At 36.8% G+C, this 22,807-nt stretch carries 26 protein-coding genes; 12 read left to right on the forward strand and 14 right to left on the reverse strand.

What is annotated here, in order from left to right:
* Nucleotides 1-51 precede the first annotated feature (51 nt).
* Nucleotides 52-513 (reverse strand): TetR/AcrR family transcriptional regulator, encoded by a 462-nt coding sequence (locus BTO23_RS14835; protein WP_060993744.1) that lies wholly within the window; start codon nt 511-513, stop codon nt 52-54.
* A 459-nt stretch (nt 514-972) separates the two neighbouring features.
* Between BTO23_RS14835 and BTO23_RS14840 the strand changes: the two genes are divergently transcribed.
* Nucleotides 973-1,269, forward strand: a complete 297-nt coding sequence (locus BTO23_RS14840; RefSeq protein WP_060993743.1) for a YfcZ/YiiS family protein — start codon at nt 973-975, stop codon at nt 1,267-1,269.
* Between the two features lie 75 nt (nt 1,270-1,344).
* Here BTO23_RS14840 and cspE read toward each other — a convergent pair whose 3' ends face one another.
* Nucleotides 1,345-1,551 (reverse strand): transcription antiterminator/RNA stability regulator CspE, encoded by a 207-nt coding sequence (gene cspE / locus BTO23_RS14845; RefSeq protein ID WP_061005313.1) that lies wholly within the window; start codon nt 1,549-1,551, stop codon nt 1,345-1,347.
* A gap of 198 nt (nt 1,552-1,749) precedes the next feature.
* On the opposite strand from cspE, the gene BTO23_RS14850 reads away from it, so the two are divergent.
* Together BTO23_RS14850 and BTO23_RS14855 are read left to right on the forward strand one after the other, a co-directional pair.
* Nucleotides 1,750-2,364 (forward strand): hypothetical protein, encoded by a 615-nt coding sequence (locus BTO23_RS14850; protein ID WP_245922119.1) that lies wholly within the window; start codon nt 1,750-1,752, stop codon nt 2,362-2,364.
* Nucleotides 2,365-2,402: 38 nt separating this feature from the next.
* Nucleotides 2,403-3,326, forward strand: a complete 924-nt coding sequence (locus BTO23_RS14855) for a LysR family transcriptional regulator (protein WP_060993741.1) — start codon at nt 2,403-2,405, stop codon at nt 3,324-3,326.
* A gap of 11 nt (nt 3,327-3,337) precedes the next feature.
* Here BTO23_RS14855 and BTO23_RS14860 read toward each other — a convergent pair whose 3' ends face one another.
* The gene (locus tag BTO23_RS14860; RefSeq protein ID WP_060993740.1) at nt 3,338-4,441 is read right to left on the reverse strand and encodes a 1-acyl-sn-glycerol-3-phosphate acyltransferase; all 1,104 of its coding nucleotides are present in this window, start codon (nt 4,439-4,441) and stop codon (nt 3,338-3,340) included.
* Between the two features lie 182 nt (nt 4,442-4,623).
* Here BTO23_RS14860 and BTO23_RS14865 point away from each other — a divergent pair, with 182 nt between their 5' ends.
* Nucleotides 4,624-5,241, forward strand: coding sequence for an AraC family ligand binding domain-containing protein (locus tag BTO23_RS14865; protein ID WP_061013680.1), 618 nt, complete (start codon nt 4,624-4,626; stop codon nt 5,239-5,241).
* A 56-nt stretch (nt 5,242-5,297) separates the two neighbouring features.
* Here the strand turns inward: BTO23_RS14865 and BTO23_RS14870 are convergent, their stop codons facing one another.
* Both BTO23_RS14870 and BTO23_RS14875 read right to left on the reverse strand, forming a co-directional pair.
* Nucleotides 5,298-5,804 (reverse strand): hypothetical protein, encoded by a 507-nt coding sequence (locus BTO23_RS14870; protein WP_105063881.1) that lies wholly within the window; start codon nt 5,802-5,804, stop codon nt 5,298-5,300.
* A 6-nt stretch (nt 5,805-5,810) separates the two neighbouring features.
* The gene (locus tag BTO23_RS14875; protein ID WP_061005305.1) at nt 5,811-6,323 is read right to left on the reverse strand and encodes a nicotinate-nicotinamide nucleotide adenylyltransferase; all 513 of its coding nucleotides are present in this window, start codon (nt 6,321-6,323) and stop codon (nt 5,811-5,813) included.
* Between the two features lie 156 nt (nt 6,324-6,479).
* Here BTO23_RS14875 and nadE point away from each other — a divergent pair, with 156 nt between their 5' ends.
* On the forward strand, nt 6,480-7,310 hold the full coding sequence (nadE, locus tag BTO23_RS14880; RefSeq protein WP_060993736.1) for an ammonia-dependent NAD(+) synthetase: 831 nt from the start codon (nt 6,480-6,482) through the stop codon (nt 7,308-7,310).
* On the opposite strand, the gene BTO23_RS14885 is transcribed toward nadE, so the two are convergent.
* Both BTO23_RS14885 and BTO23_RS14890 read right to left on the reverse strand, forming a co-directional pair.
* A complete protein-coding gene (locus BTO23_RS14885) occupies nt 7,307-7,591 on the reverse strand; it encodes a GIY-YIG nuclease family protein (protein ID WP_060993735.1) in 285 nt (94 codons plus the stop codon). The two genes, nadE and BTO23_RS14885, sit on opposite strands and share 4 nt — an antisense overlap.
* A 5-nt stretch (nt 7,592-7,596) precedes the next feature.
* Entirely contained in the window at nt 7,597-8,259 is a 663-nt protein-coding gene (locus BTO23_RS14890; protein WP_105063882.1) for a YceH family protein, read from the reverse strand.
* 155 nt (nt 8,260-8,414) lie between these two features.
* On the opposite strand from BTO23_RS14890, the gene BTO23_RS14895 reads away from it, so the two are divergent.
* On the forward strand, nt 8,415-8,822 hold the full coding sequence (locus BTO23_RS14895) for a bactofilin family protein (protein ID WP_060993733.1): 408 nt from the start codon (nt 8,415-8,417) through the stop codon (nt 8,820-8,822).
* 111 nt (nt 8,823-8,933) lie between these two features.
* Nucleotides 8,934-9,242 carry a DUF496 family protein gene (locus BTO23_RS14900; RefSeq protein ID WP_060993732.1) on the forward strand — a complete coding sequence of 103 codons (309 nt, stop codon included), beginning with the start codon at nt 8,934-8,936 and terminating at the stop codon, nt 9,240-9,242.
* A 41-nt stretch (nt 9,243-9,283) separates the two neighbouring features.
* Here BTO23_RS14900 and BTO23_RS14905 read toward each other — a convergent pair whose 3' ends face one another.
* From BTO23_RS14905 to BTO23_RS14920, 4 genes are all read right to left on the reverse strand, one after another.
* Nucleotides 9,284-9,724, reverse strand: a complete 441-nt coding sequence (locus BTO23_RS14905) for a PAS domain-containing protein (protein WP_061005301.1) — start codon at nt 9,722-9,724, stop codon at nt 9,284-9,286.
* The gene (locus BTO23_RS14910; protein WP_060993730.1) at nt 9,724-10,728 is read right to left on the reverse strand and encodes a response regulator; all 1,005 of its coding nucleotides are present in this window, start codon (nt 10,726-10,728) and stop codon (nt 9,724-9,726) included. The genes BTO23_RS14905 and BTO23_RS14910 overlap by 1 nt, the downstream gene beginning before the upstream one ends.
* Before the next feature lie 133 nt (nt 10,729-10,861).
* The gene (locus BTO23_RS14915; RefSeq protein ID WP_060993729.1) at nt 10,862-11,227 is read right to left on the reverse strand and encodes a hypothetical protein; all 366 of its coding nucleotides are present in this window, start codon (nt 11,225-11,227) and stop codon (nt 10,862-10,864) included.
* 332 nt (nt 11,228-11,559) lie between these two features.
* Nucleotides 11,560-12,111, reverse strand: coding sequence for a DUF3332 domain-containing protein (locus BTO23_RS14920; RefSeq protein ID WP_060993728.1), 552 nt, complete (start codon nt 12,109-12,111; stop codon nt 11,560-11,562).
* Between the two features lie 313 nt (nt 12,112-12,424).
* On the opposite strand from BTO23_RS14920, the gene BTO23_RS14925 reads away from it, so the two are divergent.
* The 3 genes from BTO23_RS14925 to BTO23_RS14935 all read left to right on the forward strand — a co-directional run bounded on the left by BTO23_RS14925 (nt 12,425) and on the right by BTO23_RS14935 (nt 16,819).
* Nucleotides 12,425-13,663, forward strand: a complete 1,239-nt coding sequence (locus tag BTO23_RS14925) for an L-lactate MFS transporter (protein ID WP_060993727.1) — start codon at nt 12,425-12,427, stop codon at nt 13,661-13,663.
* A 109-nt stretch (nt 13,664-13,772) separates the two neighbouring features.
* Entirely contained in the window at nt 13,773-16,130 is a 2,358-nt protein-coding gene (locus BTO23_RS14930; RefSeq protein WP_105063883.1) for a fatty acid cis/trans isomerase, read from the forward strand.
* 68 nt (nt 16,131-16,198) lie between these two features.
* Nucleotides 16,199-16,819: a hypothetical protein gene (locus BTO23_RS14935; RefSeq protein ID WP_060993725.1), complete on the forward strand. Its 621-nt coding sequence runs from the start codon at nt 16,199-16,201 to the stop codon at nt 16,817-16,819.
* A gap of 17 nt (nt 16,820-16,836) precedes the next feature.
* On the opposite strand, the gene BTO23_RS14940 is transcribed toward BTO23_RS14935, so the two are convergent.
* From BTO23_RS14940 to BTO23_RS14950, 3 genes are all read right to left on the reverse strand, one after another.
* Nucleotides 16,837-17,214, reverse strand: a complete 378-nt coding sequence (locus BTO23_RS14940; protein WP_060993724.1) for a hypothetical protein — start codon at nt 17,212-17,214, stop codon at nt 16,837-16,839.
* 188 nt (nt 17,215-17,402) lie between these two features.
* Nucleotides 17,403-18,818, reverse strand: coding sequence for an NAD(P)-binding protein (locus BTO23_RS14945; protein ID WP_105063884.1), 1,416 nt, complete (start codon nt 18,816-18,818; stop codon nt 17,403-17,405).
* 183 nt (nt 18,819-19,001) lie between these two features.
* Nucleotides 19,002-19,235: a hypothetical protein gene (locus BTO23_RS14950; RefSeq protein ID WP_060993722.1), complete on the reverse strand. Its 234-nt coding sequence runs from the start codon at nt 19,233-19,235 to the stop codon at nt 19,002-19,004.
* A 167-nt stretch (nt 19,236-19,402) separates the two neighbouring features.
* Between BTO23_RS14950 and BTO23_RS14955 the strand changes: the two genes are divergently transcribed.
* Nucleotides 19,403-21,049, forward strand: coding sequence for an ABC-ATPase domain-containing protein (locus BTO23_RS14955; protein ID WP_105063885.1), 1,647 nt, complete (start codon nt 19,403-19,405; stop codon nt 21,047-21,049).
* 271 nt (nt 21,050-21,320) lie between these two features.
* Entirely contained in the window at nt 21,321-22,688 is a 1,368-nt protein-coding gene (locus BTO23_RS14960) for a YjiH family protein (RefSeq protein WP_170066751.1), read from the forward strand.
* The last annotated feature ends 119 nt before the right edge of the window (nt 22,689-22,807 follow it).

Genomic DNA, 22,807 nt, shown 5'->3' on the forward strand with positions numbered 1-22,807 from the left:
AAAAAAAAGCTCATCGAGGGCATCGATAAGCTTTTAAAAAAGTAAATAATATTACTTCGTCATACGAATTAGAGATAGGCCTATTAGCCATTCTAGATCTTTACGGCTTTCTTCGCCGTATAAATCTTCAACCATTCCGTATAAACGCTCAATACCATTACTTGCAAATTCATGTGCATTTGCAGAAGTAACAATATGGTGGAATAAAAGACGTAGAATTGCGCGGAATTGTTCATCTTCTAAAGAAGCTATCCAGCTATCGATAAACGCTTGTTTATCACCTTGCATTTCAAGACGTTCAGCAAACAAACGAAAAATACGGCCATCTAATGCAGCGGTAAAATCTGTTTTCTTTGGAAAGTGATGGCTGATACCTGTTCTTGACACGCCAGTTTGTTGGCTTAGTGTCGTATATGACATCTTGTCATAGCCTAAGCGTAATAGTTGATCAATAACCGCATCCATGATTTTTTGGATAGTGATTTCAGTATCTTCTTTACTTCTTTTTGGCATAATAAGCTCTTCTAATGTGATTAGTCCATTAAGAAATCAATCATAAAAATTAACTCAATAGAACATAAGGTTAATTTATAAGATTCAACTCCATTTGTATTATTTTTTTATAAGAATTTGCACGATAAACATACACCGTAATCTGACTGTTAATTGCTTCTCAAAATTAAGAATCGTTGTTTTAACCGAAGTTCAGCTTACCCTTTATTCATGCAACCAGTTGTTATGTATGTATTCTCCTTTATACAGTATGGAATTACAATACACCACTCTGGATTCTGACAAAGATTTGTCATAAAGGTTCACATTTTGAGATTTCCATCCCAAGTAATCGCACTGTAATGGAAAATTTAATCAATTGTTACTAGATGGTATTTGATCATAATATTACTTTAAATGATAGTTTTCTGATACAAAGAAGCATAATATAAAGACATTGTAACTATTGAGGATATAAGAATGACTTCTGAAGTTGAGCAAAACGTACCATGTGATGCTTGTGGTTGTAGCGCAGAAATGGGTTTTGTTATTAAAGAAGGCGATGATGTTGCTGAAGTAAGCATCTTTGCAGAGAACAAAGCACAATTAGAAACCGAATTCGCAAATTACTTATCTCTTGCAAAAGAAGTATGTGACGAAGTTGAACACAGTATTAAACTATCTGAAGATGAAAAAGAGCTACACGCTCGCTTGAAGTTTTCTTGCAGTGCTGAAAAATTAATTTATGAATTGAAAACACGCTCTCTTACTCGATAAGAGAGGTTGTTAACATCTTAAGTTAGAAAAAAGGCTTTCGATTACGAAAGCCTTTTTATTAATTTGTTATGCCGATTAAGCAGCGTGGATATTGCTTGCTTGAGGGCCTTTTGGACCTTGTTCAACATCAAAAGTTACTGCTTGGCCTTCTTTCAACGTTTTGAAACCTTCTGATTGGATCGCGCTAAAATGTGCAAACACATCTGGTCCATTCTCTTGAGCGATAAAACCAAAACCTTTCTCTTCGTTAAACCATTTTACAGTACCAGTTGCTTTAGACATTACGTCTCCTTAACCTTTAAAAGTTGAATTACTTGCGACTTTATTTATCGCGGCGGTATTAAATACCAAATTTTACTATATCAAATGTGTTTTCATAAAAAAAATGTAAAAATAGGACTCATATCACTGAACTGAAATTAAACTTATTTAAGTTTTAGCCGATAACAAAGTAAGCCATTAATACTAAGTTGCCTTTATATGCCTAAATTAAATACTGCTCTCATTATCTTCTTGATGTCCATAGTTATCTCTCCACTGTCAATGGCTGAAATGCTTAATAAACATCGCCTTATTAATCATATTGATAGCTATGGAAATATAAGCTTAAGAAATACAAATTATACAGAGCTACCAGACGGTCTAGAGTTAAAAGGTAACGTAAATCTAGCCAATAGTAAGATCATTAAATTACCTAAAGGCCTTATTATTGATGGTAACCTTAATCTAGCAAATACCACGATTAAAACAGTCCCTCGTGGAACTCAAGTCAAAGGTTATCTAAATCTGGCAGGTACAACTCAGCTTAAGCGCTATACTAGTGGTATTAAAGTCGCTGGATTTATTAACTTTGCAGGTTCTGGACTTACGGAATTGCCACCACGCTTAACCGTTAATGGGGATTTAAGCGTGATTAGAACACCTCTTGCTCTATTACCAAAGCAACTAACAGTGAAAGGGAATTTATATCTTGGATATTCGAAAGTTACTGCCCTGCCTGACGATATAATCGTAAAAGGGAATATCTACCTTGGTGGCCAGCAAATTACTGATTTTCCTGAATCAATAAAAGTAGATGGTTATATTTTTAAGTAGTATTACAATAGAGTAATCATTTTTCTTTAGGCGCGATAATGTTAGACAATCTACATCAAATGGTGATCTTTGCAACGGTAGCTAATGAGCTAAATTTTACTCGCGCTGCTGAGAAATTAGGGATATCAAAATCTCACGTATCTAAACAGATCAAAGCATTAGAAACCCGTCTAGATTGCCAACTCGTTCAACGTAATAATCGCTCGGTCTCTATTACAGAGTTAGGCCAACAATACGCTGAATACAGTCAAAAACTCATTGATACCGCTTATGAAGCCGATGCGTTGCTTGATGCTCATCATGGTCGCATCTCTGGAGTATTTAAAGTCGGTATCGCACAATCTTTTGGTAATCGTCATATTATTCATGCGTTAGCTGATTTTCAGGCACAATTTCCAGAAGTAGAATTAGAAGTGAGTCTTTTTGATCACAAGCCCAAATTACTCGAAGATGGATTAGATTGTTGGATAGCCATTCACGATAATATTCCAGAAGGCATGGTGGCACGTAAAATTGCTGATTGTCGCTTCATTGTGGCGGCGTCTCCTAGTTACATTGAACAACATGGCCTACCTTCTCGCCCCGCTGATTTAGCACAACATAAATGCATCGCTTACCAAAGTAATGAACGTAAATTTAATGAGTGGGAATTTACTCGAGATGGTGTTCATCAAGTGGTTAAGATCCAAAGCATTTTTAAAATAGATAACGCCTCAGCCATTTTAGATGCTACAAAAGCCGGTGCTGGAGTTTCGTATTTAGCGAGTTATTTATTAGAAGATGAATTTGAAAACGGAAGCTTAGTTCGTCTATTAACGGAATGGAAAGCGGACATGGTGTTACCAATTTACGCGGTCTACCCTAGGCGTCAGCATTTGCCTCCTAAAGTTCGTACCTTTATTGACTTTTTATCCCAACAAGTAGGTAATCCTCCTCATTGGGATAAAAAGCTATTTCTTTAATTTTGCCGTTATTACTGTGCGTTTTTTACTGGGTTAGCATAAAGCGCACGTAAGAATGGTTGTTCTTCTAAAGATAGTTGTGCCAGTTTCTCTTCTAGCTCACGTTTAACTTCAGCAGTAATGTCATCTGACTCACTATTTGCAGCAGCATAGTTGATTGGGAATAAACGATAATTTTGATTAATCTGTTTATCCATTGCTTCAGCTAATTCATCTGCTGACTCCGGCGCAGATGTGACAACGTCACCAAAGTGAATATGGATACGTTTTTTATGACCAATAATGCCTTTAATAATACTGTCTATGTCCTCAAACTCCCCTTTTTCATAAGAGCCAAGTGTTGCGACTGCATTTAGTTCTTTGGCTTTTTGAACATCTAATGGATCATTTTCGTAAGAGATAGATACTGGAACAATTTTTAGGCTATTCATGTAATCAGAGAAGCTTTCTTTACGTTTTCTACCTTCTACATGGAACATTTTTAAAATGGCTGGATCAGTAAAGTCATTTCCATCTTTCGCTCGACCTTCTTTTTGAGCAATCCAAATTGAGTTATTTGTCTCTAATGAATGCTTAATATAAGAAGACAGCAATCCAAGTGCTTTTAGCATTTGGCGTGGTGCTTTAGCAGAACGTTTTACAATGAAGCTTTTGTTTAACTTCATTAGTTCGGTGCTGCATGATTTCTTCAGTAAGTTATCACCAATTGCAATTCTTACTGTTTGCATCTTATTGTTATATAAAACCCAATTCATTAAAGCTGGGTCCATTGCGATATCACGATGATTAGAGACAAACAAATAAGCTTGATTCGGGTCTAGTTTATCTAACCCTGTATAGGTAATGCCGTTAGTTGTCTTTTTAACTGTCTTATTCAAATAAGATGCAACATTTAGTTGAACATCTTCAACGGTTGTGATTTTTGACAATGAACTGCGTAATTTATAACGAAGTAACGGTGCTAAAAACCAAAATAGAAACTTAGACGCTGATGGAAACTTATAATGCAGAATAGCGGTAATGAATTCATCATCAGAAATTAAACGCTCAATTGCAGCAGGAACTTCATCATCACTATACGGGCGAATTTCTTGATAGATATCTTGTGTGGTCATTTTTAGACTTCTGGTTACCGAAAAAGGAAGTAAGGCCGTATTCTACTTGATTTTATCTCTCTTGTACGTGATCAATTACAGAGGTCATACCATTGCTCACTAAATATCGTGCTTATCGCAGAGAATCCGTTGATTTTTGAACGAAAACCAGTAAAGTTACGAGCTTAAATTTAGAGGTTACTATGAAAAACGCAATTACGTTTCAGTCAGAGACACATTCACATCTTCTTTATACGGCTCGTAAGAAAAAGAATCATTATGAGTTGATTTCGGTACAAACCGGCGCTGTTCTGGTTCGCCTGGGAAAATGGGAATATTTAGTTATGCCTGGCGAGTCGTTCTGGTTACCTTTTGATGCGCTAAGTGCAATGACCGTTGTTCCAAACTCTACGATTTCATGTGTTCAATTTTCAATTAGAACGCGTGAATCATTGCCTCATCAAGGTGGTTATGTAGGAATGACTCCTCTTCTTATTGCGGGTTTGAATAAACTTCAGTCATTAACGATGTCAGAGCAAGCTCAACAGCGTTTGTTGTCGGTTATCCAAGATGAGCTATTGGAAGCGTCTTTACATACAGATTTATCTGAAGAATCGAAAAGCATTAATGCTTATTTATCGGCATTAACAGAAAACAAAACGACCACTGGGTATTCAGTATCTCCTGATATGATGATGGCGTTAAAAGTACGAGAAGCAGATAAAATGCGTAAATCAGGGGTAAAAAATGACATGATTGCTGCACGATATTTCTCTGGGAATGTAGATTTTCTTTTGCAGGCTTGTTCTATATTAGCTTAATCAGAAATACTATTGTTCGTGAAAGACTAAAATAAGTTGTTCACGAACAAGGTGTATTATTGGAATGGGATTTCAAACTGCATAAATACTTGATCATCAGCACTGTCATGCCAGCGATAATCAATACGAAAGCGAGGCGTCTTCCCTTCTTCTTCCCCGCCAAACGCTAAGCTTAATTGCAAACCATAGCTTTCTAACCACTCCCCGTAAGATTTAAACTCTTCAATTTTCTTATCGTAATACTCTTCCGGTTGCCAAACTGTAAATCCTACTGCGCTATCACTTAAATACCCCGTTAATAATGGGGCATCACCTGTAGTATAGGCCCATTTATCCCAATAACTTTCTTCAAAAAGATCGTCTTCAATCTTTTGGGTTATATCAGTTAACTGGGTAATAAATTGATTAACTTCAAATAAAGGGATTAAACAATTTGAATTACTTGAATAAATTTGACGAGAATAGCTGTCATAACTTTCTTGAAAACAAGTCGCTTTATCCTCTGCACTCGCATGCAGTGGTATAGCAATCATCAAACTTAATAAGCTGACTTGTCTTTTCATAAATAACTACTCGTATAAGCGGTGCGTAGAAATATAGTTTTGTACGCCCTTTGTTGTTAAGTGAGAAATCGACTCACCGTTTTGTATTGCTGTTCTAATGTCTGTACTTCTTACTGGTAATGTTTCAGGGCAGGCCATCACACTCCAACGTTTCACTATTTCATCGAACTTATAAAACTTACCGAATTGAAGTAAGTTATCTGGTCCGATAATAAAAGTAATATCGGCACCCTGATTTAATTCTTGAAGCTTATTTAACAAAGAAAATGTAGTCACACTTTGGTCTGGAATGTAGATCTCCTTTTCAAGGGTTGATAGCTCTACATTAGTCATATTAAGTTCATCCACAAAAACAGACACCATTTCAACTCGTGCTTCGTAGGATAGCATCGTTTTACCCCAAGCATGGGAAATACTAGGAACCAACAATACTTTATCAAAATGGTGTAACCGCTCTATTACGCTTTTATGTCCAAGGGATGGCGGATTAAAAGCACTACCAAACACAGCTATCTTCATTAATGCGTCTCTTTACTTTCGATATTATTAATTAGCATAAGTGAAAATTTTGTCGATGACCATCCCATAACGCTATTAAACTGTCATTAATTGGTTAAATTCAGTATGATTATTCCAATTAAGTGTGAACTGTCTCAATAGAGTAAAGGAATGAGAATGCAGCAGCAGATTGTTGAAGAAATGAAAGTAAAAGCGTTAATTGACCCGACTGAAGAAATACAACAACGTGTCGACTTTATTAAATCTAAGCTTATTCAATCTAATTGTAAATCTTTGATCCTTGGGATCAGTGGTGGTGTTGACTCAACCACGTGTGGCCGTTTAGCACAAATTGCAGTGGATGAATTAAATAAAGGATCTCAATCATCAGACTATCAATTTATCGCTGTTCGTTTGCCTTATGGAATACAACAAGATGAAGATGAAGCTCAGCTTGCTCTTTCTTTTATTAAACCAAATCACTCTATTAGTATCAATATAAAAGACGGTGTTGATGGGTTGCATACTGCAAATCATATTGGACTTGAATCAACAGGCTTATTACCAACAGATAAATCTAAAGTCGACTTTGTAAAAGGCAATGTGAAAGCCAGAGCGCGTATGATTGCACAGTATGAAGTGGCTGGTTATGTCGGTGGTTTGGTATTAGGTACAGATCATTCAGCTGAAAATATTACTGGCTTTTATACTAAATTTGGTGATGGTGCGTGTGATTTAGCGCCTTTATTTGGCTTAAATAAACGTCAAGTTAGAGAAGTTGCTGCTGCACTCGGTGCACCAGAGCAACTAGTCAAGAAAGTGCCAACTGCAGATTTAGAAGAATTAGCACCACAAAAAGCAGATGAAGACGCACTTAGTGTCACTTATGATCAAATTGATGACTTTTTGGAAGGCAAAAAAATTGATGCCGAGGCAGAAGCAAGATTAATTAGAATCTATCAACTGTCTCAGCATAAGCGCCTACCTATTCCAACGATTTACGATTAGTCACTAAGAACAGGAAGACTTCCAGTTTGATTGACCAATGCTTCTTTTGAGGCTTTGGTCATTTTTTTTATACGGTATTCATATCGTAGCGCTAATGATTTTGAGTCGACTTGATATGACCACTCTAGCGTTAAAGGTCCTTTACCTCTTAAATATTTCGCCCCTTTCCCTGTTTGGTGCATTAGAAAGCGACGAGATAAGTCATTAGTAATACCGCAATATAGAGTATCCAGTCGAGTTCGAACTAAATAGATACTCCACTCTGTATTTGTTTTAGTCACTTTAACTAAGCTAAAACATCGTTGATTAATTGCTTTAGTTCTGCGACTTCAGCTCGTAGTGCAGTCACTTCTTGTTCTAGCTCATCGAGTCTTTGTCCATTGTCATTATTGACTTGCTCTGAATGAGTGTGAGTATGATTTACAACAACACTGTCTTCTATTTCGCCACAGAACAAATGGCCGTATCTTGCTTCTCGTTTTCCTGGTTCTTTCTCAAGTTTCACGACTTTTGGTGATACTTCTTCTGAACATAATCTATTTAATACACTTTCCACTTGAGCAACGTTGTCAAAATCACACAGACGTTGAGTTCGAGTGCGTAATTCCCCCGGAGTTTGAGGACCACGTAAAAATAATACGCACAAAATAGCAATTTCTTGTTTTGATAACTGAAGGCTACCAAATTCAGTATTGCAAAAACGATGCTGATATTTAGCCACTCTTGCATTGCCGCGAGTTTCATCAGTAACCAACCGATCGTTAATTAATGAATTAACCGCATCAAGAACCTCTGAATCTGTCATTGAAGTGACAGGGTCACGATTGCTTTTTTGATTACATGCCGTTGCTAATGCATTGAGTGTTAATGGATATTGTTCTGGTGTTGTGATCTCTTTTTCAATTAAACAGCCAATAACACGAATTTCTGCTTGGTTTATAATTCTCATTCTCTACTTCCTTCTACTTTAATCGATTATGCATACGATAAAAAGTGTGAGCTCTGTTACCAAATACTACTGTTAACCCTGTAATTAGTAGCTATCCTCTGTTCTATTCATGATAGTATTCTTTCGTTAGTTTAATATCAATTGGAGAAACACACATGGGCCTTTTTAGTAGTCGATCTACCTCTGCCTCTTTATCCATCATCGCCAAAGGTTGTCGTACTATTGGCAATATCGAATCAGAGCAAAGCATTCAAGTCGATGGTTTCGTTCAAGGGAATATCATTACAGATGCAGAAGTAATAATTACTCCGACAGGTCGAGTACAAGGTGACATCAAAGCAAGATTAGTATTAATTAATGGGCTAGTTGAAGGCACGTGCCAAGGCGGCGAAGTAAATATCCAACCTAAAGGAAAGTTTAAAGGCACAATGCAAACTCAGCAATTAACTATTGAAAAAGGTGGATTGCTTATCGGTGAAAACCGTGAGATTGTGGAAGTTGAAAAAGTGACAAAGCTTTCTCCAAACAACCAAGAAAATGAACCGAAAAGTAAAGCCAGTTAATAAGCGGCTTAATTCAATTTTTTTAGCACTGTATTGATCTTGTTATTGTTTTCATTACTGCATTTATGATTTAATCAAGATAGTAGCTATTAAATATTATAGGAAATTAAAATGAACAACGTTTTTGAAATCATTAACCAAGCTCGTCGTAAAAATAAACTAAAACGTGAACTACAAGACAACCAAAAGAAAATTCGTGATAACCAAAAGCGTGTGACATTGTTAGAAAACATGCTTGATTATATTCACCCTACTATGTCTACTGACGAGATCATAGCTGTTGTACAAAATATGAAAGCAGATTACGAAGACCGTGTAGATGACCACATCATTAAAAGCGCTGAGATTTCAAAATCTCGTCGTGACATTAGCCGTAAGATCCGTGATCTTACAGAAGCTGATAAAAAAGCAAACAAGTAGTATTGAAGATATAAAATGGAGGCTCATAAGCCTCCATTTTTTTATTGATTCATTTTTTCAGCTAACGCTTCAGAAGTCACATCTTCCACAGCAAGAAACATTGATTTTATTTCCCCTGTTGTACTTCTCATAGGGTTTAACGTGACGTTTTGATACATGAATTCACTTTGTTGAGTAATAGGTCTTACATTACGACAACGGAATAGATAAGGTCTTTGTCGCCAAATAACGAAACTACGCGCACCCAATTCAAAAACAGGTTTCGATTTCGCTTTAAACCAATTTTCATTAATTTCAGGAAATACATCAAACAATGATGTTCCCATTACATCGTGTGCTTGTTTACCACTATGATGAGTCATAAACCCATTCCAAAGATGAATATTAAATTCTTTGTCTACCACAATTAAGCCAACATCAACATTCTGTACCATGTCGACCATCCAGTGAAATTGCTCAAACTCAGCAGGAATACCATTCATTATTCATCATCCAATAAGTAAGCAAGTTTGTTGTCTAATATAGGCAAAGATTCATCAACTATCATCAATAACATGTCGCATTTAATGTTAGTACCATCAATATTGTAACTGACTTCAAACGCCATAATTCGATTAAATGAGCCTTTTGTTGATTCAACTACACTATCAACGGAAATATGTTGTCCAAGTAATACAGGGGCACTTTGGAAAAAACGAACCTCTGCTTGTTCGCCTATCCCTTTTAGGAATGCACCGACTAGAATGTTAGAGACATCCATTAATAACTCTAACTCTAAACTGGTATCATCTGACTCTGGGTAATCCATTAATTTCAGGAGGTCATTCACACTTGAGTCACTTAATAATACTAATGCTTCCCCTGCGATCCCTTCACCACTAAATCCTTGACAAACACCCGACATATCCTCGTTACTGGCTAAGTGACGCAGTGTCATTTGTAATTCACTCATTTCGAATAAATTAACGTTAGGCAAAGGCATATGAACAAAAACATCAAAATGGCGTGCTAAAGAATCTGCAGCACGACCAATTGCGACGTTCGCCACTTCTAAATAAACATCTCTACGACGTAATTGAATTGGCATTACAGGTTGTGGTGAATACGTTAATTGACGCTCTGGATGGATCCCGATTGATGTTAATGTCGAGATTAATGTTGCTTTATCTACTGGTTTTTTTATAAAGGCTTTTGCACTAAGCTCAGAAACTCGCAATTGTGCTTTTGGTTGAATATCACCTGAGACAACAACAACTTGAGTGTTGATCTTGCGGATATTAATTTGCTCTAACGTACCGTAACCATCAAGTTCTGGCATCGTTAAATCAAGAAGCAAAAGATCGTATGTATCAGCTTCAAGTTTAGCAATTGCATCCCAACCATGGTGAGCAAATTCTATTTTAGCTCCCCACGATGAAGGTATAACTCGTGCAAGTTGTTTGCGTGCTAGTGCTGAGTCATCACAAATTAAGATGGAAATAGCCATCTGGGAACCCTTTTTAAATAAAACTATCAATACTATAACAAGAAATCGAATTTATAGATACGGTATAGCATAATACAAAAACTAAAAAGAGGAGCCAAAGCTCCTCTTTTTAGTTTGAAATCGTTGGTTTAACTTAAGCTATCTCTCGACGCTTTTTAAGTAATGGTGCTGATATTTTCGCATCTTTAATTCTAAACCAAAGATAAGTTGCCACAATAGAGAAGAATAAGTAAGACACTGAGAAAATAAATGGCGACGTAATTAAATCCGCTTCCATACTAACGACAACACCAGTAATCGTTACAGCGATCTTCGCAAATAAACCTAACATAAGAAGTAGTAGTGCCATTTGTGGGTATCGTGTTGTTCTAAACGCAAACCAATGACAACAGCCAACTGCTAAAGAGGCAATACTTAAGCCTAAAATAAAAGAATGAAAATGCTCGGCAGCAGCAACGCCACCTAATGTTGATACTAAGAAGATAAGGAATAATTTCATAATACACCTCTAAGATTAATTGAGAGCATCCCTTCAATTTTGGAATCTTTGTTTCCGGTATATTCTATCGCTTTTCTTTTTTAATTCAACTATATGCAAAATATGGTAATGTAATAAATATGTTACCAAAATACTTTTTTATACTTTAAAAAAATAATAAGCTAGACACTGCCTATTCATTTCTTAAAAGTGGTACGCAAAATGTAAGCGGATTGTTAAATAAATTTAATTTTCGATTAAAAAATAATTTTAAAAAAGTCTCTTTTTTATGAACTGACACAAAAAAAGCACTCAAAGTGAGTGCTTTTTAATAACAAAGTAAAATTTAGAAATTAAGCTTGAGAAGCTGCTACATAATTTTCTAATTCTTCAACTTGTACTGTTGTGATGTAGTTACCATCTAAATAGAAAGCAACGTTATCGTCCGTTTTCTCACCACGCAGAACTTGTTGAGTACCATCAAGTAATGCAACATGCATTTCTAATGTATTTTCGTCGATTTGTTTAACCGATGTGCTTTTTACATTATTGTTCACTTGAAGTGGCGCAATTGGTGCTTTAGTCATTGACGAGTCAATTTTGTCATTCACTTTAAATACAGCGCCACCAACATCAGTATCAACAACTGCTGGGCTTTTACCTGTAATGATGTTTTTACCTGTCCAAAATTCAATTGAGTTAAAGATGAAAAGGTCAGCAAATGCAGCTACACCGTATACCGGTGCTAATAGGATGTATAAGCCTTCACGAGCATAACGGTTATCTACTGCTTTAAGGTTACCAAAAGCAACAAGCTTAGACACGCCCATTTGGCCCATACAGCCTGTTAATGTTGTTACGCCTAGTGCCACTGCTACTGCTATTTTAATCTTTTTAATGTTCATATTTTTCTCATATTTATAGTAATGTTTTTACGCGGCGGATATTAGCAAGCAAACGATGATAAAAAAAGCCCTAAGATCAGAAATTTACATAAATCTGACAATAAAATGCCGCCAGGCGCCAATTTTGTGACGCTGTCAAATTTGCAATATTAGATTGAAAAAATGTGGTGTAATTTTCGTACAAACTATTCCAATACCTATGAAGTGCTGATAAACTCCGCGCAGATTTACGTGACGAACGTCATACTTCTAAGAAAGAACCATAAAAAACATACATTTACTTGTAATAAACTTTCAACTCACTGAGATTGCGATGAAAAATATCGATAAAGCAATGCGTATCCTGCTAGCAGGCTTCTGTATTAACCTATGTTTAGGAATTCTTTACGCATGGAGCGTATTCAACAAAGCTCTTGTTACTGATATGGGCTGGACCGCTTCACAAGCGTCTCAACCTTATGCGACTGCAACAATCACTTTTTCTATCTGTCTTTTAGTTGCAGGTATTCTTCAAGATCGCATGGGTCCACGTTTAATTCTTATCTTCGGTACAATTTTAGTTGGCCTAGGTATGATCGCATCAAGCTTTGCTGATACAGTGTTTATGCTGAACTTAACGTTTGGTGTAATGACTGGTGCAGGTATCGGTTTTGGTTATGCATGTCTTGCTCCTTCTGCTATGAAATGGTTCCACCCTTCTAAGAAAGGCATGGTTAATGGTTTAATCGCTGCAGGTTTTGGTCTGGCTGCTATTTACCTAGCACCAGTAACGTCTGCTCTTATTTCAATGTACGGCATCCAAACAAGCTTTTTAGTTCTTGGTATTGCGATCCTTATTATTGCAGTTCCACTAGCTACAACGATTAACAACCCACCTGAAGGTTACCAACCCGAAGAACCAAAACTGAAAGCAGGCAAAGCCCCTGTTGCTACACGTAAACCAATGGACTTAAACTGGAAAGCAATGCTTAAAACGCCTCAGTTTTATTCTCTATGGATTATGTATGCATTTGCTGCTTCTGCAGGTCTTATGATCATTGGTAACATCACAACTATCGCAAGCATGCAAGCTAACCTTCCAAATGCAGTGTATTTAGCATCTCTTCTTGCAGTGTTCAATTCTGGCGGTCGTGTTGCTGCTGGTATGCTTTCAGATAAAATTGGTGGCGTTAAAACACTACTTATTGCATTTGTTCTTCAAGGCGTAAACATGGCTTTCTTCAGCATGTATGACAATGAAGTTATGCTTATCGTTGGCACTGCTGTTGCTGCTGTTGGTTACGGTACTCTTCTTGCTGTATTCCCATCACTAACTGCTGAATTCTACGGTCTGAAAAACTACGGTACAAACTATGGTGTTCTTTATACATCATGGGGTATTGGTGGTGCTATCGGTGCTGCTGTTGTTGGTTACTCAATGACACAAGGCGGTGATTACGCATTAGCATATACAATTTCTGCAGTAATGGTTGGTGTGGCTATCGTATTAGCACTAGTAACTAAACCTATCTCTGAGGAAAAAGCACAACAGCTAAGTCCTGTTACTGCTTAAGATATTCTCAATAAAATCAAGCCCGTTTGCCGTCAGGTAAGCGGGCTTTTTGTTTTTTCTTTTATTTATTATTACAATAAAGCTATCTCTTTATTTCACGGATGTGCTTATGCTTTCTAAACGCTCATTAATTATTTTCTTTGTCGTCATATTCTCTGGGTGTGCAACCTATGCAAGTTATAATTATGACCAATTGTTTGGTGAGCAAAATGTTCAACAAAGAATGCACGAGTATAATTCTCCAGAAAGCCTAAATTATTTAGCTGACATAAAGCCTCTTATTGATAAACGCTGCGTAGTTTGTCATGCCTGTTATGATGCACCTTGCCAATTGAAAATGTCTTCTGCAGAGGGGATAGATCGCGGTGCTCACAAATCACCTATATATCAAGGCACACGGTTAGTTGCAGCGAATCCTACTCGTCTATTTGAAGACGCTCAAACAACTCAAGAATGGCGTGATATTGGGTTCACACCTATTCTGAATGAACGAGAACAAGCAGAGATAGCGAATACAGATGCCAGTGTAATGGCTCGTATGTTAAACTTGAAACAAAACAACCCATTAGAAAAAGAAGCTCAATTAAGAGGCTATGATTTCTCTATCGATCGCGAACAACAATGTCCAACCATTGAAGAAATGGCAGATTATGAATCTCAATACCCAAGTTGGGGAATGCCTTATGGAATGCCAGAACTAAATAACTCAGAGCATGACTTACTTATGTCATGGCTTAAACAAGGCGCAAAAATGAGTGACATAGCGCCTTTAACGGAAGATGAAATTACAAAAATCACACGTTGGGAAGGATTTTTTAATGGTAATTCATTAAAACAGCAATTAACGAGTCGCTATTTATTTGAGCACCTATTTTTAAATAACCTTTATTTTTCAACAAACCCTAATACGTTGCGCTTTTTCAAATTAGTACGTTCTGCTACACCACCAGGAGAGCCTATTTCTCTTATTGCAACCCGTCGTCCTTATGATAATCCAAAAGTTGAGCGTGTTTATTATCGTATAACCGCAGTTCGTAGTACTACTGTCGATAAAACTCATATGCCCTACTTACTTGATCAGTCTCGATTCGATAAATGGCAAAAATGGTTTGTAAACTCAAGTTACACAGTAACTAAACTTCCGAGTTATTCGACTGATATTGCTGCAAACCCATTAACTACTTTTGTAGATTTACCTGTAAATTCACGCTACCACTATTTATTAGATGAAGCACAAGACACAATCCAAGGATTCATTAAAGGCCCAGTTTGCCGTGGGCAATTAGCTTTGAACGTTATTAACGATCATTTTTGGGTATTCTTTGTTGATCCAGAAAAAGCTGACAATCCAGGTGTCGCTAAATTTTACAGAGAGCAAAAAAATAACCTCACACTTCCTGCAGAATTAGACAGCACCACTGTACCTATCACTAGTTGGATCCAATATTCACGTAATCAAGCGCGTTATTTAGAGGCGAAAAATACTTATTTAAACCAAGTATTCAATAATGGACAACACTTAACGCCAGAACTTGTTTGGGGTGGAGATCAAGATAATGATAATGCAGCCTTAACCATTTACCGACATTTTGATAGCGCTTCTGTGATTAAAGGGTTAAACGGTCCTACACCAAAAACAGCTTGGATCATTGATTACGCTTTGTTAGAACGAATTCATTACTTATTAGTCGCAGGATTTGATGTTTATGGGAATTTTGGCCACCAGTTAATGACACGAATGTATATGGACTTCTTACGAATGGAAGGTGAAAGTAATTTCTTAACATTATTACCAAAAGAGATCCGTCAAGAAGAGTGGCAAAGTTGGTATCAAAATCCACCACCACAACTTAGTAAGTATATGCAGCGTGACGTTCAACCTTTTGATCAACCAACAAAGATTCAATATCTGACTGACAATCCTAAAGCTGAGTTGTTTTCTTTATTACGTAAATATATTGGTAATAATAACTCAAAACGTTACAACGTAGCAAATTCAAAATTAGAGAGTATTTCACAACATACGTTACAGAAAATAAATATGATTAAAGGTAATGGCTTACAGCATTTACCGCAAATCATTACGATAAAGATCATTGCTAATTCAGACGAACGAAGTGAATTTTTTACTCTGCTTAATACGAGTGCTCATAAAAATATTTCCTCATTATTTAATGAAGAAAAGAATCGCGATCCTACACTCGACCGTTTCTCAATTTTATATGGTGTTGTTGGTAGTTACCCTGCTGCCTTTTTAGAAATAAAAGAATCTCAATTAATTAACTTTGTTAGCGAACTTAGTCGCATTAGTACTGAAGAGGATTATGTTAAACTGCTCGATAACTTTGCAATTAGACGCAGCTCAGATAAATTTTGGGCTTATAGTGATGAATTAACCGAGTGGTATAAAGAACATTATCCGATTGAAGCGGGATTATTAGATTACAATCGCTTTGAAAATCGTTAATTCTTATTGTTGATCATTGAAAAGCAAGTGAACTCAGGCACACTTGCTTTTTAAAAAAGGAATTTTTCTTGTTAGAGTCGTTATTTAAACATTCTCTTGATGCGTTCAGTGATGATTACAAAGCACTGTGTAAACATCATTATCCTACGATTCATAATCGGGGTATGTCTCCTGCTCACCTAAGCTCGGCATTTCATCGTAGATTAACTTCTTTAGCTACGAGTGAAGGGAAGCAGGTTAATTGTTCACTATTTTTTCATGATGTCGATCATCATCTTTATATCTACACGCTATTAATCGACACTAAAAAAGTATGGTGCATTTATCCGTTGTTTCTTAATGCAAAAACGGAGGCTAAAACACAAATAATGCTTTCGATTAATAAGTTACTTAACGATGGCGATCTACATAAAGAAGATTATATCGCTGTATTATGTGATCACTGGTTTGATAGAACTCGTAGCAGTAAAACACTATACCACTGGTGGAGCGGTCACTTGCCTGTCACTTGCCAACCTTATGCAGAGCAAGGGATTCAGAATTTATCATCAGAAGAAAGTTTTGCAAACATACTTGAAGAGAAGTTCGAGCTAGCATGCCTTAATCACTCTATATATCACCCATTAGAGTCGAATCAACAGCATGCCTTACTTAAATACTTTCTTTGTTTTGCTCTTTTTCAATATTAAACAAACTTATATTGATATTACCCTAAAGGCTCTTTCTCTGATTCTTTAACGATATGCTCTAAGTTAATAACCCCTTTACAACCTAAATTTTCTATTTGGGTTTTATGTAACTGAGTACTCAAATAAAAGCCATATTGATAATGCGTTTCTCCTTGCTCTGTTTTACATTCTTTTCGGTAAACAATATCGCCAATCATACTTGGAAAAGAGCGTATTCTTAATTCACAGCTGCCTTCTTGCAATTTTCGTTCACTAGTAAATCCAAAGCCTTTTTTTGAAACATCCATCAATTTCACACTGACAAATGGCATTAAACGATGAGCCCAAAATATTTTCGCATTAACCGATTTCTTACATTCAAATCTAGGCCAACGGCGTTTCAGTAAAAATTCCACATATCACCCTGAAGAAGTCGCTATGCCCCTATTTTCAACAAAAAAGGCGGATAATTCAATAAAATTATCCGCCTTTTTGCACCGTATGGCATAATATATTTTGGTTCAGTCAGTAATTAACCAAATCCATACATACCTTAAATGTAAATAAAATAATTCATTATACGGTCTCGTTACATCCTTTTTATCTAATAAACTTGAGCTAACTCTATTGGATAACCTCTTTCTATTGCTAACCTTTCTGCTTCTTTTTCAATGTCTAACAATGTAAATGCCGGAATGTTAGACACCTTATTACTGAGTTTAAGTACACGTTCAATTTCTTTTGCGCATTCTATCGCTGAAGAGGCTTTAACGATCTCGGCTCTGAAATACCCATCTTCAGTATAAGAAACATTTGCAGCTCGTAATGTGACATCATCTCCTGGGATCTGTTGTGCACCATATAAAGGTTTACCAGCTGGAGTTGCTTCAATAAAGTCTGGCATAAATTGCGAAAGGTGGTTAATCGCCCTTTGGGTTCTCTCTGTTTGAAGAGATATATCCCACCCCGTAGTCAGCTTCTTATTGAATGCTTCTGGTAGTTTAGGCTGTGCTGATAGATCACAAGACTCAGATAACCCATCTTTAAATAGAGTGATTTCTTCCGTCATCCCATGAAGTTGAAAATAACCATTTGGGTATGGAGTAAACTGCGCCATACCTTGTGGTGTTCCACGCTCACCATGAAAAATAATTTCAGGCCATTTACCAAATTGGGGTTTATCCCATTGAGCCACATAAGCGGCTTTAAACTCAACTAATCTTTTCCGGTGCTTGTTTGCTAAGTCATCAATAATTCCTGTTTTAAAGCCGGCACTATTAATCACATAATCAAATTGACTAGAGTAATGTTGTCCTGAATACAAATAGCTTAAATCCCACAGAGAATGCTCACCTTCACGAATCACTTTTGAAAGTCTATTTACACTAGAAGAAAAATGTAAAGTGAGGTTATTTAGGCTTGATAGGGAAAGTTGTGCTGTGGCCGCCATACGGAAGACACTTAAACCATATTCTTGAACAAGTGCAATTGGGTATTTTAATTCATTTAAATCGACTTGATTTGCGAATGCGATTAACCAATCATCAAGAGACGTCGGTGTTTGTGTTGGTGTGCGTTGTGCTATTTGATCTAAATCTACTTTATTGTATGTTTTAAAATACTCTTCAGCAGGGCCAAAAACTTGGTTAGCACTGTTTTGTTCAATTAACTGAGCGTAAGTTTGTTGTAATAACTTTAGCCTTGGCAATAAATCTTCTGGTTGTCCTGGATCTTTTTTAGGAACGGCTATAACGGTAGGACGAATATTGACGGTATGAGGAAAATAACGAACGGTTTCAATAGACTCAGTTAATAAAGTAATGCATTGATCATCCGAAATCTCTCTATAAAGGTTTCCCCCAGCATGAAGATGACAAATAGGCGGCCCATTGACTAAACTAATGCCCTGCTCGAACACTTCAATATCGACGTCATATTGTGATAAATACATAGCAATACTAGCGCCAGCAATACCACCACCAATTATGGCTATTTTCTTACGTGGGTACGTTTTATCCATCTTATTTTTATCTATCCAAGGCTATTTTTTTATTGACTTCGCTATTTTACTTCGCGTCACAAAAAAATAATAGGATATAGTAAAAAAAAGCTTGCTTCATACCATATATATTTAATATTCAATGAGTTAAAGGTTTATTCAAATAGTTACCCACAGAAATTGTGGATAACTGTGAGTAACTATCTATCCCCAAAAGGTCAAATTTAAAATTCGAACTACAACACCTAGAAAGAATGAGCTAATGCCAATGCGGTACCATTTATGCTCTTGGATTGATAATTCGATTCGTTTAACAAATAAAATACAGGCACCACCCCAATCTGATGTCCTTTTTCCATATTGAGTGATAGCAAATAATAAACTGATAACTCCTATCCCGATTAAGAGGTTTTCCAAAACGCTCACAATAACATTCATTACGGTACTCCTTTACGTATTATTATCACTACTATGACCTGAAAGTCGTAAATATGTAAATTAGCCAATAGTCTTAGAGTTATTTTCAACATCAAGAGGAAAGATGTTCTTATTCTGACTGGGATTTTGTTATACTCCTCACAACTTTATTTGATAATGTGAATGTAATGGAACAGCTTGAAGCCAAACTAAAAAAATTAGAAAAAAGAAATTACCGTAGCTACACCTCTATTAAAGGTGAGTACGATTTTACCGACTTCACTTTGTATATTGATAACGTTCAATCTGACCCATATGCTCCGCCTTCTCGTCTTCGAGCGAAACGTGCTTGGTCATTAACTCACCTTCAGTGGTTACAAGAGACCTCTCTTGACTATCAACGCGCCGCTCGTGATTTCCTTGCTCGTCATTTTAGTGAATTACTTGAGAAAGACGCAACGCTATCTATTGCATTATCAGGACAAACTGTTTTAGACCATACTTCTGTTATTTTTGATGATGAAGGCATTGAACTTCGCTATAACATGAACTTGCCGGCAGATGGCCGTGAGATTTTAGCTAAGCGCGCGATTAATATTTTGACATTCCATATGCCAAAATACGTTCGTCGTACTTTGTTAGCTCGTGAACTGCCAATTGAAGAGCTTAAAGAACATTGTAAAGTTATTGTTGACCAAGTAGCACTTCGTCGTCAGCTTGCTGAACATAATTTAGTCGCATTCGTAGCTAATGGCAGTATTTTACCTAGAATCGCGGGTAACAATGATCGCCCTATGAAAGATGCGATTGCTTTCCAAAGCCCTGACTCTTTAGAAGTTGAATTATCGACGCCAAACCGTGGCCTAATTAAAGGTATGGGTATTCCTAAAGGGATCACGCTAATTGTTGGTGGTGGCTTTCATGGTAAATCAACATTACTGAATGCGTTAGAACGTTCTATTTACGATCATATCCCTGGTGATGGCCGTGAATATATTGTAACAGAAGAATCAACAACTAAAATTCAAGCTGAAGATGGCCGTTGTGTTCACAGTTTAAATCTATCGAACTACATTAATCATCTACCAATGGGGAAAGATACTACGTGCTTCTCAACTCAAGATGCGTCTGGTTCTACATCACAAGCGGCATGGCTTCAAGAGTCATTAGAAGCGCAAGCAAAAACATTATTGATTGATGAAGATACCTCAGCAACTAACTTCATGATCCGTGATGAGCGTATGCAAGCATTAGTAAATAATGGCGCTGAGCCAATTACGCCATTAGTAGACCGCATTGGTCAATTGCGTGATGAAATGGGCGTTTCGACTATTTTAGTTATGGGTGGCTCTGGTGATTACCTTGATGTTGCTGATACTGTAATTCAAATGCACGACTATCAAGCAGTAGATGTGACTAAAAAAGCAAAAGAAGTAGTTATTTCTCACCCGACGACACGTGTTAGAGAGGGCTCTGAACATTTACTTCCAACTCAAACTCGTCAACTAAATCGTTCATCTCTTCAGGCTATACTGCAAGAAGGTAAATTCCGTATTCAAGCAAGAAACAAGAATACACTGCGCTTTGGTCGTGAGTTAGTTGATATTACTGCAATGTCTCAGTTGCAATCATCTGCACAAGTTCACGCGATTGGCTGGATGTGGTTCCAGTTATCTCAAACTCCTGGCTGGGAATTAAATCCAGTTGAGTTTATTGCTCAGCAACTTCATGATAACTGGCACGAATTAATGCCTAAACATGGTGATTTGGCTAAACCTCGTGTAATTGAAGTAATGGCAACATTGAACAGAATGCGTGTCGCTGACTTTAAGTAATCTATCTATTAATTTAAGCTTCCGACTACGGGGGCTTTTTTTTGTATTTAATTCTTAAAATTTAACACATAACAAACAATGTGGTTGCATTTTCGACAAATCGCATTGATTAACATTGTATAAAAGTGAATAATTACTTTTTTTTAATGAATAGTATTCCACTTTTAAAAAAAACAGTGTACTCTCCATCTTACTGAATGAATACGGAAGTTTAGTGAATAATAATGCTAAGGATTAGCTTTTTATTAACTAGTAGTAATTTGAGAGATTTATGCAAAATTCAAGTGAGATACCCCAAATGAGTAAGAAGAAGAATCTTCTGATGTTTCTTATCCCATCGTTAATCGGTTTGTTCCTATTTATGGCGCCAATCACTTATAACGGTGATATCACAATACCTGTTGCTGTATTAGCAAAATCAATTCAGGTATTATTTGGTGACTATTTAGTTTCTATCGTTACAGGCATTGTTATGTTTATGTCTGTTATCACTATTCTTGCTAAGATAATTAAGCCTAGCCTTATCACAAATAGCACCTTTTTATTTGGTTTACTAAACCCTACCCCTCTTTGGTTTGTGGTTCGCTTAATTGGTGGCGCAGCTGCTGCAATGGTTTTTTTTCAGGTTGGTCCTGAAGCAATTTGGGAACCAAATACCGGTGGTTTAGTCCTTAACGATCTTTTGCCTGTTCTTTTCTCTGTATTTATTTTTGCGGGATTACTGCTTCCTTTATTACTGAATTTTGGTTTATTAGAATTATTCGGTGCTCTTTTAAGTAAAGTTATGCGCCCTGTTTTCAATTTACCAGGTCGTTCTGCAATTGACTGTATGGCTTCTTGGTTAGGTGATGGCTCTGTTGGTATCCTCCTGACAAGTAAGCAATACGAAGAGAAATTTTATACTCAACGTGAAGCGGCAGTTGTTGGTACGACATTCTCTGCGGTATCAATTACCTTTAGTTTAGTGGTTATTGCGCAAGTTGAATTAGAAAGCTACTTCTTACCATTTTACTTCACGGTATGCTTAGCTGGTGTTGTTGCGGCAATCATTATTCCTCGCCTCCCACCTCTTAGCCGTAAGAAAGATTTATTCATCGACGGTACTGAACGTGCTGCTGATGCTGAAGTTATTCCTCAAGGTTACACAACTTTCTCTTGGGGTCTTGAGCAGGCGATGAATAAAGCATCTAAAGTCACGTCTATTCGTAGTGTCTTTGGTGAAGGCGTTAAAAATGCAGTAGATATGGTTTTTGGCGTATTACCTGTCGTAATGGCGCTTGGTACTATCGCTTTAGTTATTGCTGAATATACGTCTGTATTTTCTGTATTAGGCCAACCTTTCATTCCTTTCTTGGAATTACTTGGTGTCCCTTATGCAGTAGAAGCATCTCAAACGATTGTTGTTGGTTTTGCTGATATGTTTATTCCATCAATCATCGCTGCTTCTATCGATAGTGAGATGACTCGTTTTGTTATCGCTGCGATGTCTGTAACTCAACTTATCTATATGTCTGAAGTGGGTGCACTGTTACTTGGTAGTAAGATCCCTGTGAATATCTTTGAATTATTCGCTATCTTTATTCTACGTACATTAATTACCCTACCTGTAATTGCAGGTATGGCGCATTTGATTTTCTAACTGATTCGTTTAATTAAGCGAACACATACCAAAGCGATCTCTGATGAGGTCGCTTTTTTGATTCTAAATTGTGATGCTATAAAAAAGGGCCTAAATTTCTTTAGGCCCTTTTTAGCTAG

This window comes from Aliivibrio sifiae, assembly GCF_002954715.1.
GTDB classification, from domain to species: Bacteria; Pseudomonadota; Gammaproteobacteria; order Enterobacterales; family Vibrionaceae; genus Aliivibrio; species Aliivibrio sifiae.

Coding starts and splice junctions, on each gene's coding strand:
- BTO23_RS14835 (WP_060993744.1), bottom strand. CDS start 513: ATGCCAAAAAGAAGTAAAGAAGATACTGAAATCACTATCCAAAAAATC.
- BTO23_RS14840 (WP_060993743.1), top strand. CDS start 973: ATGACTTCTGAAGTTGAGCAAAACGTACCATGTGATGCTTGTGGTTGT.
- cspE (WP_061005313.1), bottom strand. CDS start 1,551: ATGTCTAAAGCAACTGGTACTGTAAAATGGTTTAACGAAGAGAAAGGT.
- BTO23_RS14850 (WP_245922119.1), top strand. CDS start 1,750: ATGCCTAAATTAAATACTGCTCTCATTATCTTCTTGATGTCCATAGTT.
- BTO23_RS14855 (WP_060993741.1), top strand. CDS start 2,403: ATGTTAGACAATCTACATCAAATGGTGATCTTTGCAACGGTAGCTAAT.
- BTO23_RS14860 (WP_060993740.1), bottom strand. CDS start 4,441: ATGACCACACAAGATATCTATCAAGAAATTCGCCCGTATAGTGATGAT.
- BTO23_RS14865 (WP_061013680.1), top strand. CDS start 4,624: ATGAAAAACGCAATTACGTTTCAGTCAGAGACACATTCACATCTTCTT.
- BTO23_RS14870 (WP_105063881.1), bottom strand. CDS start 5,804: ATGAAAAGACAAGTCAGCTTATTAAGTTTGATGATTGCTATACCACTG.
- BTO23_RS14875 (WP_061005305.1), bottom strand. CDS start 6,323: ATGAAGATAGCTGTGTTTGGTAGTGCTTTTAATCCGCCATCCCTTGGA.
- nadE (WP_060993736.1), top strand. CDS start 6,480: ATGCAGCAGCAGATTGTTGAAGAAATGAAAGTAAAAGCGTTAATTGAC.
- BTO23_RS14890 (WP_105063882.1), bottom strand. CDS start 8,259: ATGAGAATTATAAACCAAGCAGAAATTCGTGTTATTGGCTGTTTAATT.
- BTO23_RS14895 (WP_060993733.1), top strand. CDS start 8,415: ATGGGCCTTTTTAGTAGTCGATCTACCTCTGCCTCTTTATCCATCATC.
- BTO23_RS14900 (WP_060993732.1), top strand. CDS start 8,934: ATGAACAACGTTTTTGAAATCATTAACCAAGCTCGTCGTAAAAATAAA.
- BTO23_RS14905 (WP_061005301.1), bottom strand. CDS start 9,724: ATGAATGGTATTCCTGCTGAGTTTGAGCAATTTCACTGGATGGTCGAC.
- BTO23_RS14910 (WP_060993730.1), bottom strand. CDS start 10,728: ATGGCTATTTCCATCTTAATTTGTGATGACTCAGCACTAGCACGCAAA.
- BTO23_RS14915 (WP_060993729.1), bottom strand. CDS start 11,227: ATGAAATTATTCCTTATCTTCTTAGTATCAACATTAGGTGGCGTTGCT.
- BTO23_RS14920 (WP_060993728.1), bottom strand. CDS start 12,111: ATGAACATTAAAAAGATTAAAATAGCAGTAGCAGTGGCACTAGGCGTA.
- BTO23_RS14925 (WP_060993727.1), top strand. CDS start 12,425: ATGAAAAATATCGATAAAGCAATGCGTATCCTGCTAGCAGGCTTCTGT.
- BTO23_RS14930 (WP_105063883.1), top strand. CDS start 13,773: ATGCTTTCTAAACGCTCATTAATTATTTTCTTTGTCGTCATATTCTCT.
- BTO23_RS14945 (WP_105063884.1), bottom strand. CDS start 18,818: ATGGATAAAACGTACCCACGTAAGAAAATAGCCATAATTGGTGGTGGT.
- BTO23_RS14950 (WP_060993722.1), bottom strand. CDS start 19,235: ATGAATGTTATTGTGAGCGTTTTGGAAAACCTCTTAATCGGGATAGGA.
- BTO23_RS14955 (WP_105063885.1), top strand. CDS start 19,403: ATGGAACAGCTTGAAGCCAAACTAAAAAAATTAGAAAAAAGAAATTAC.
- BTO23_RS14960 (WP_170066751.1), top strand. CDS start 21,321: ATGCAAAATTCAAGTGAGATACCCCAAATGAGTAAGAAGAAGAATCTT.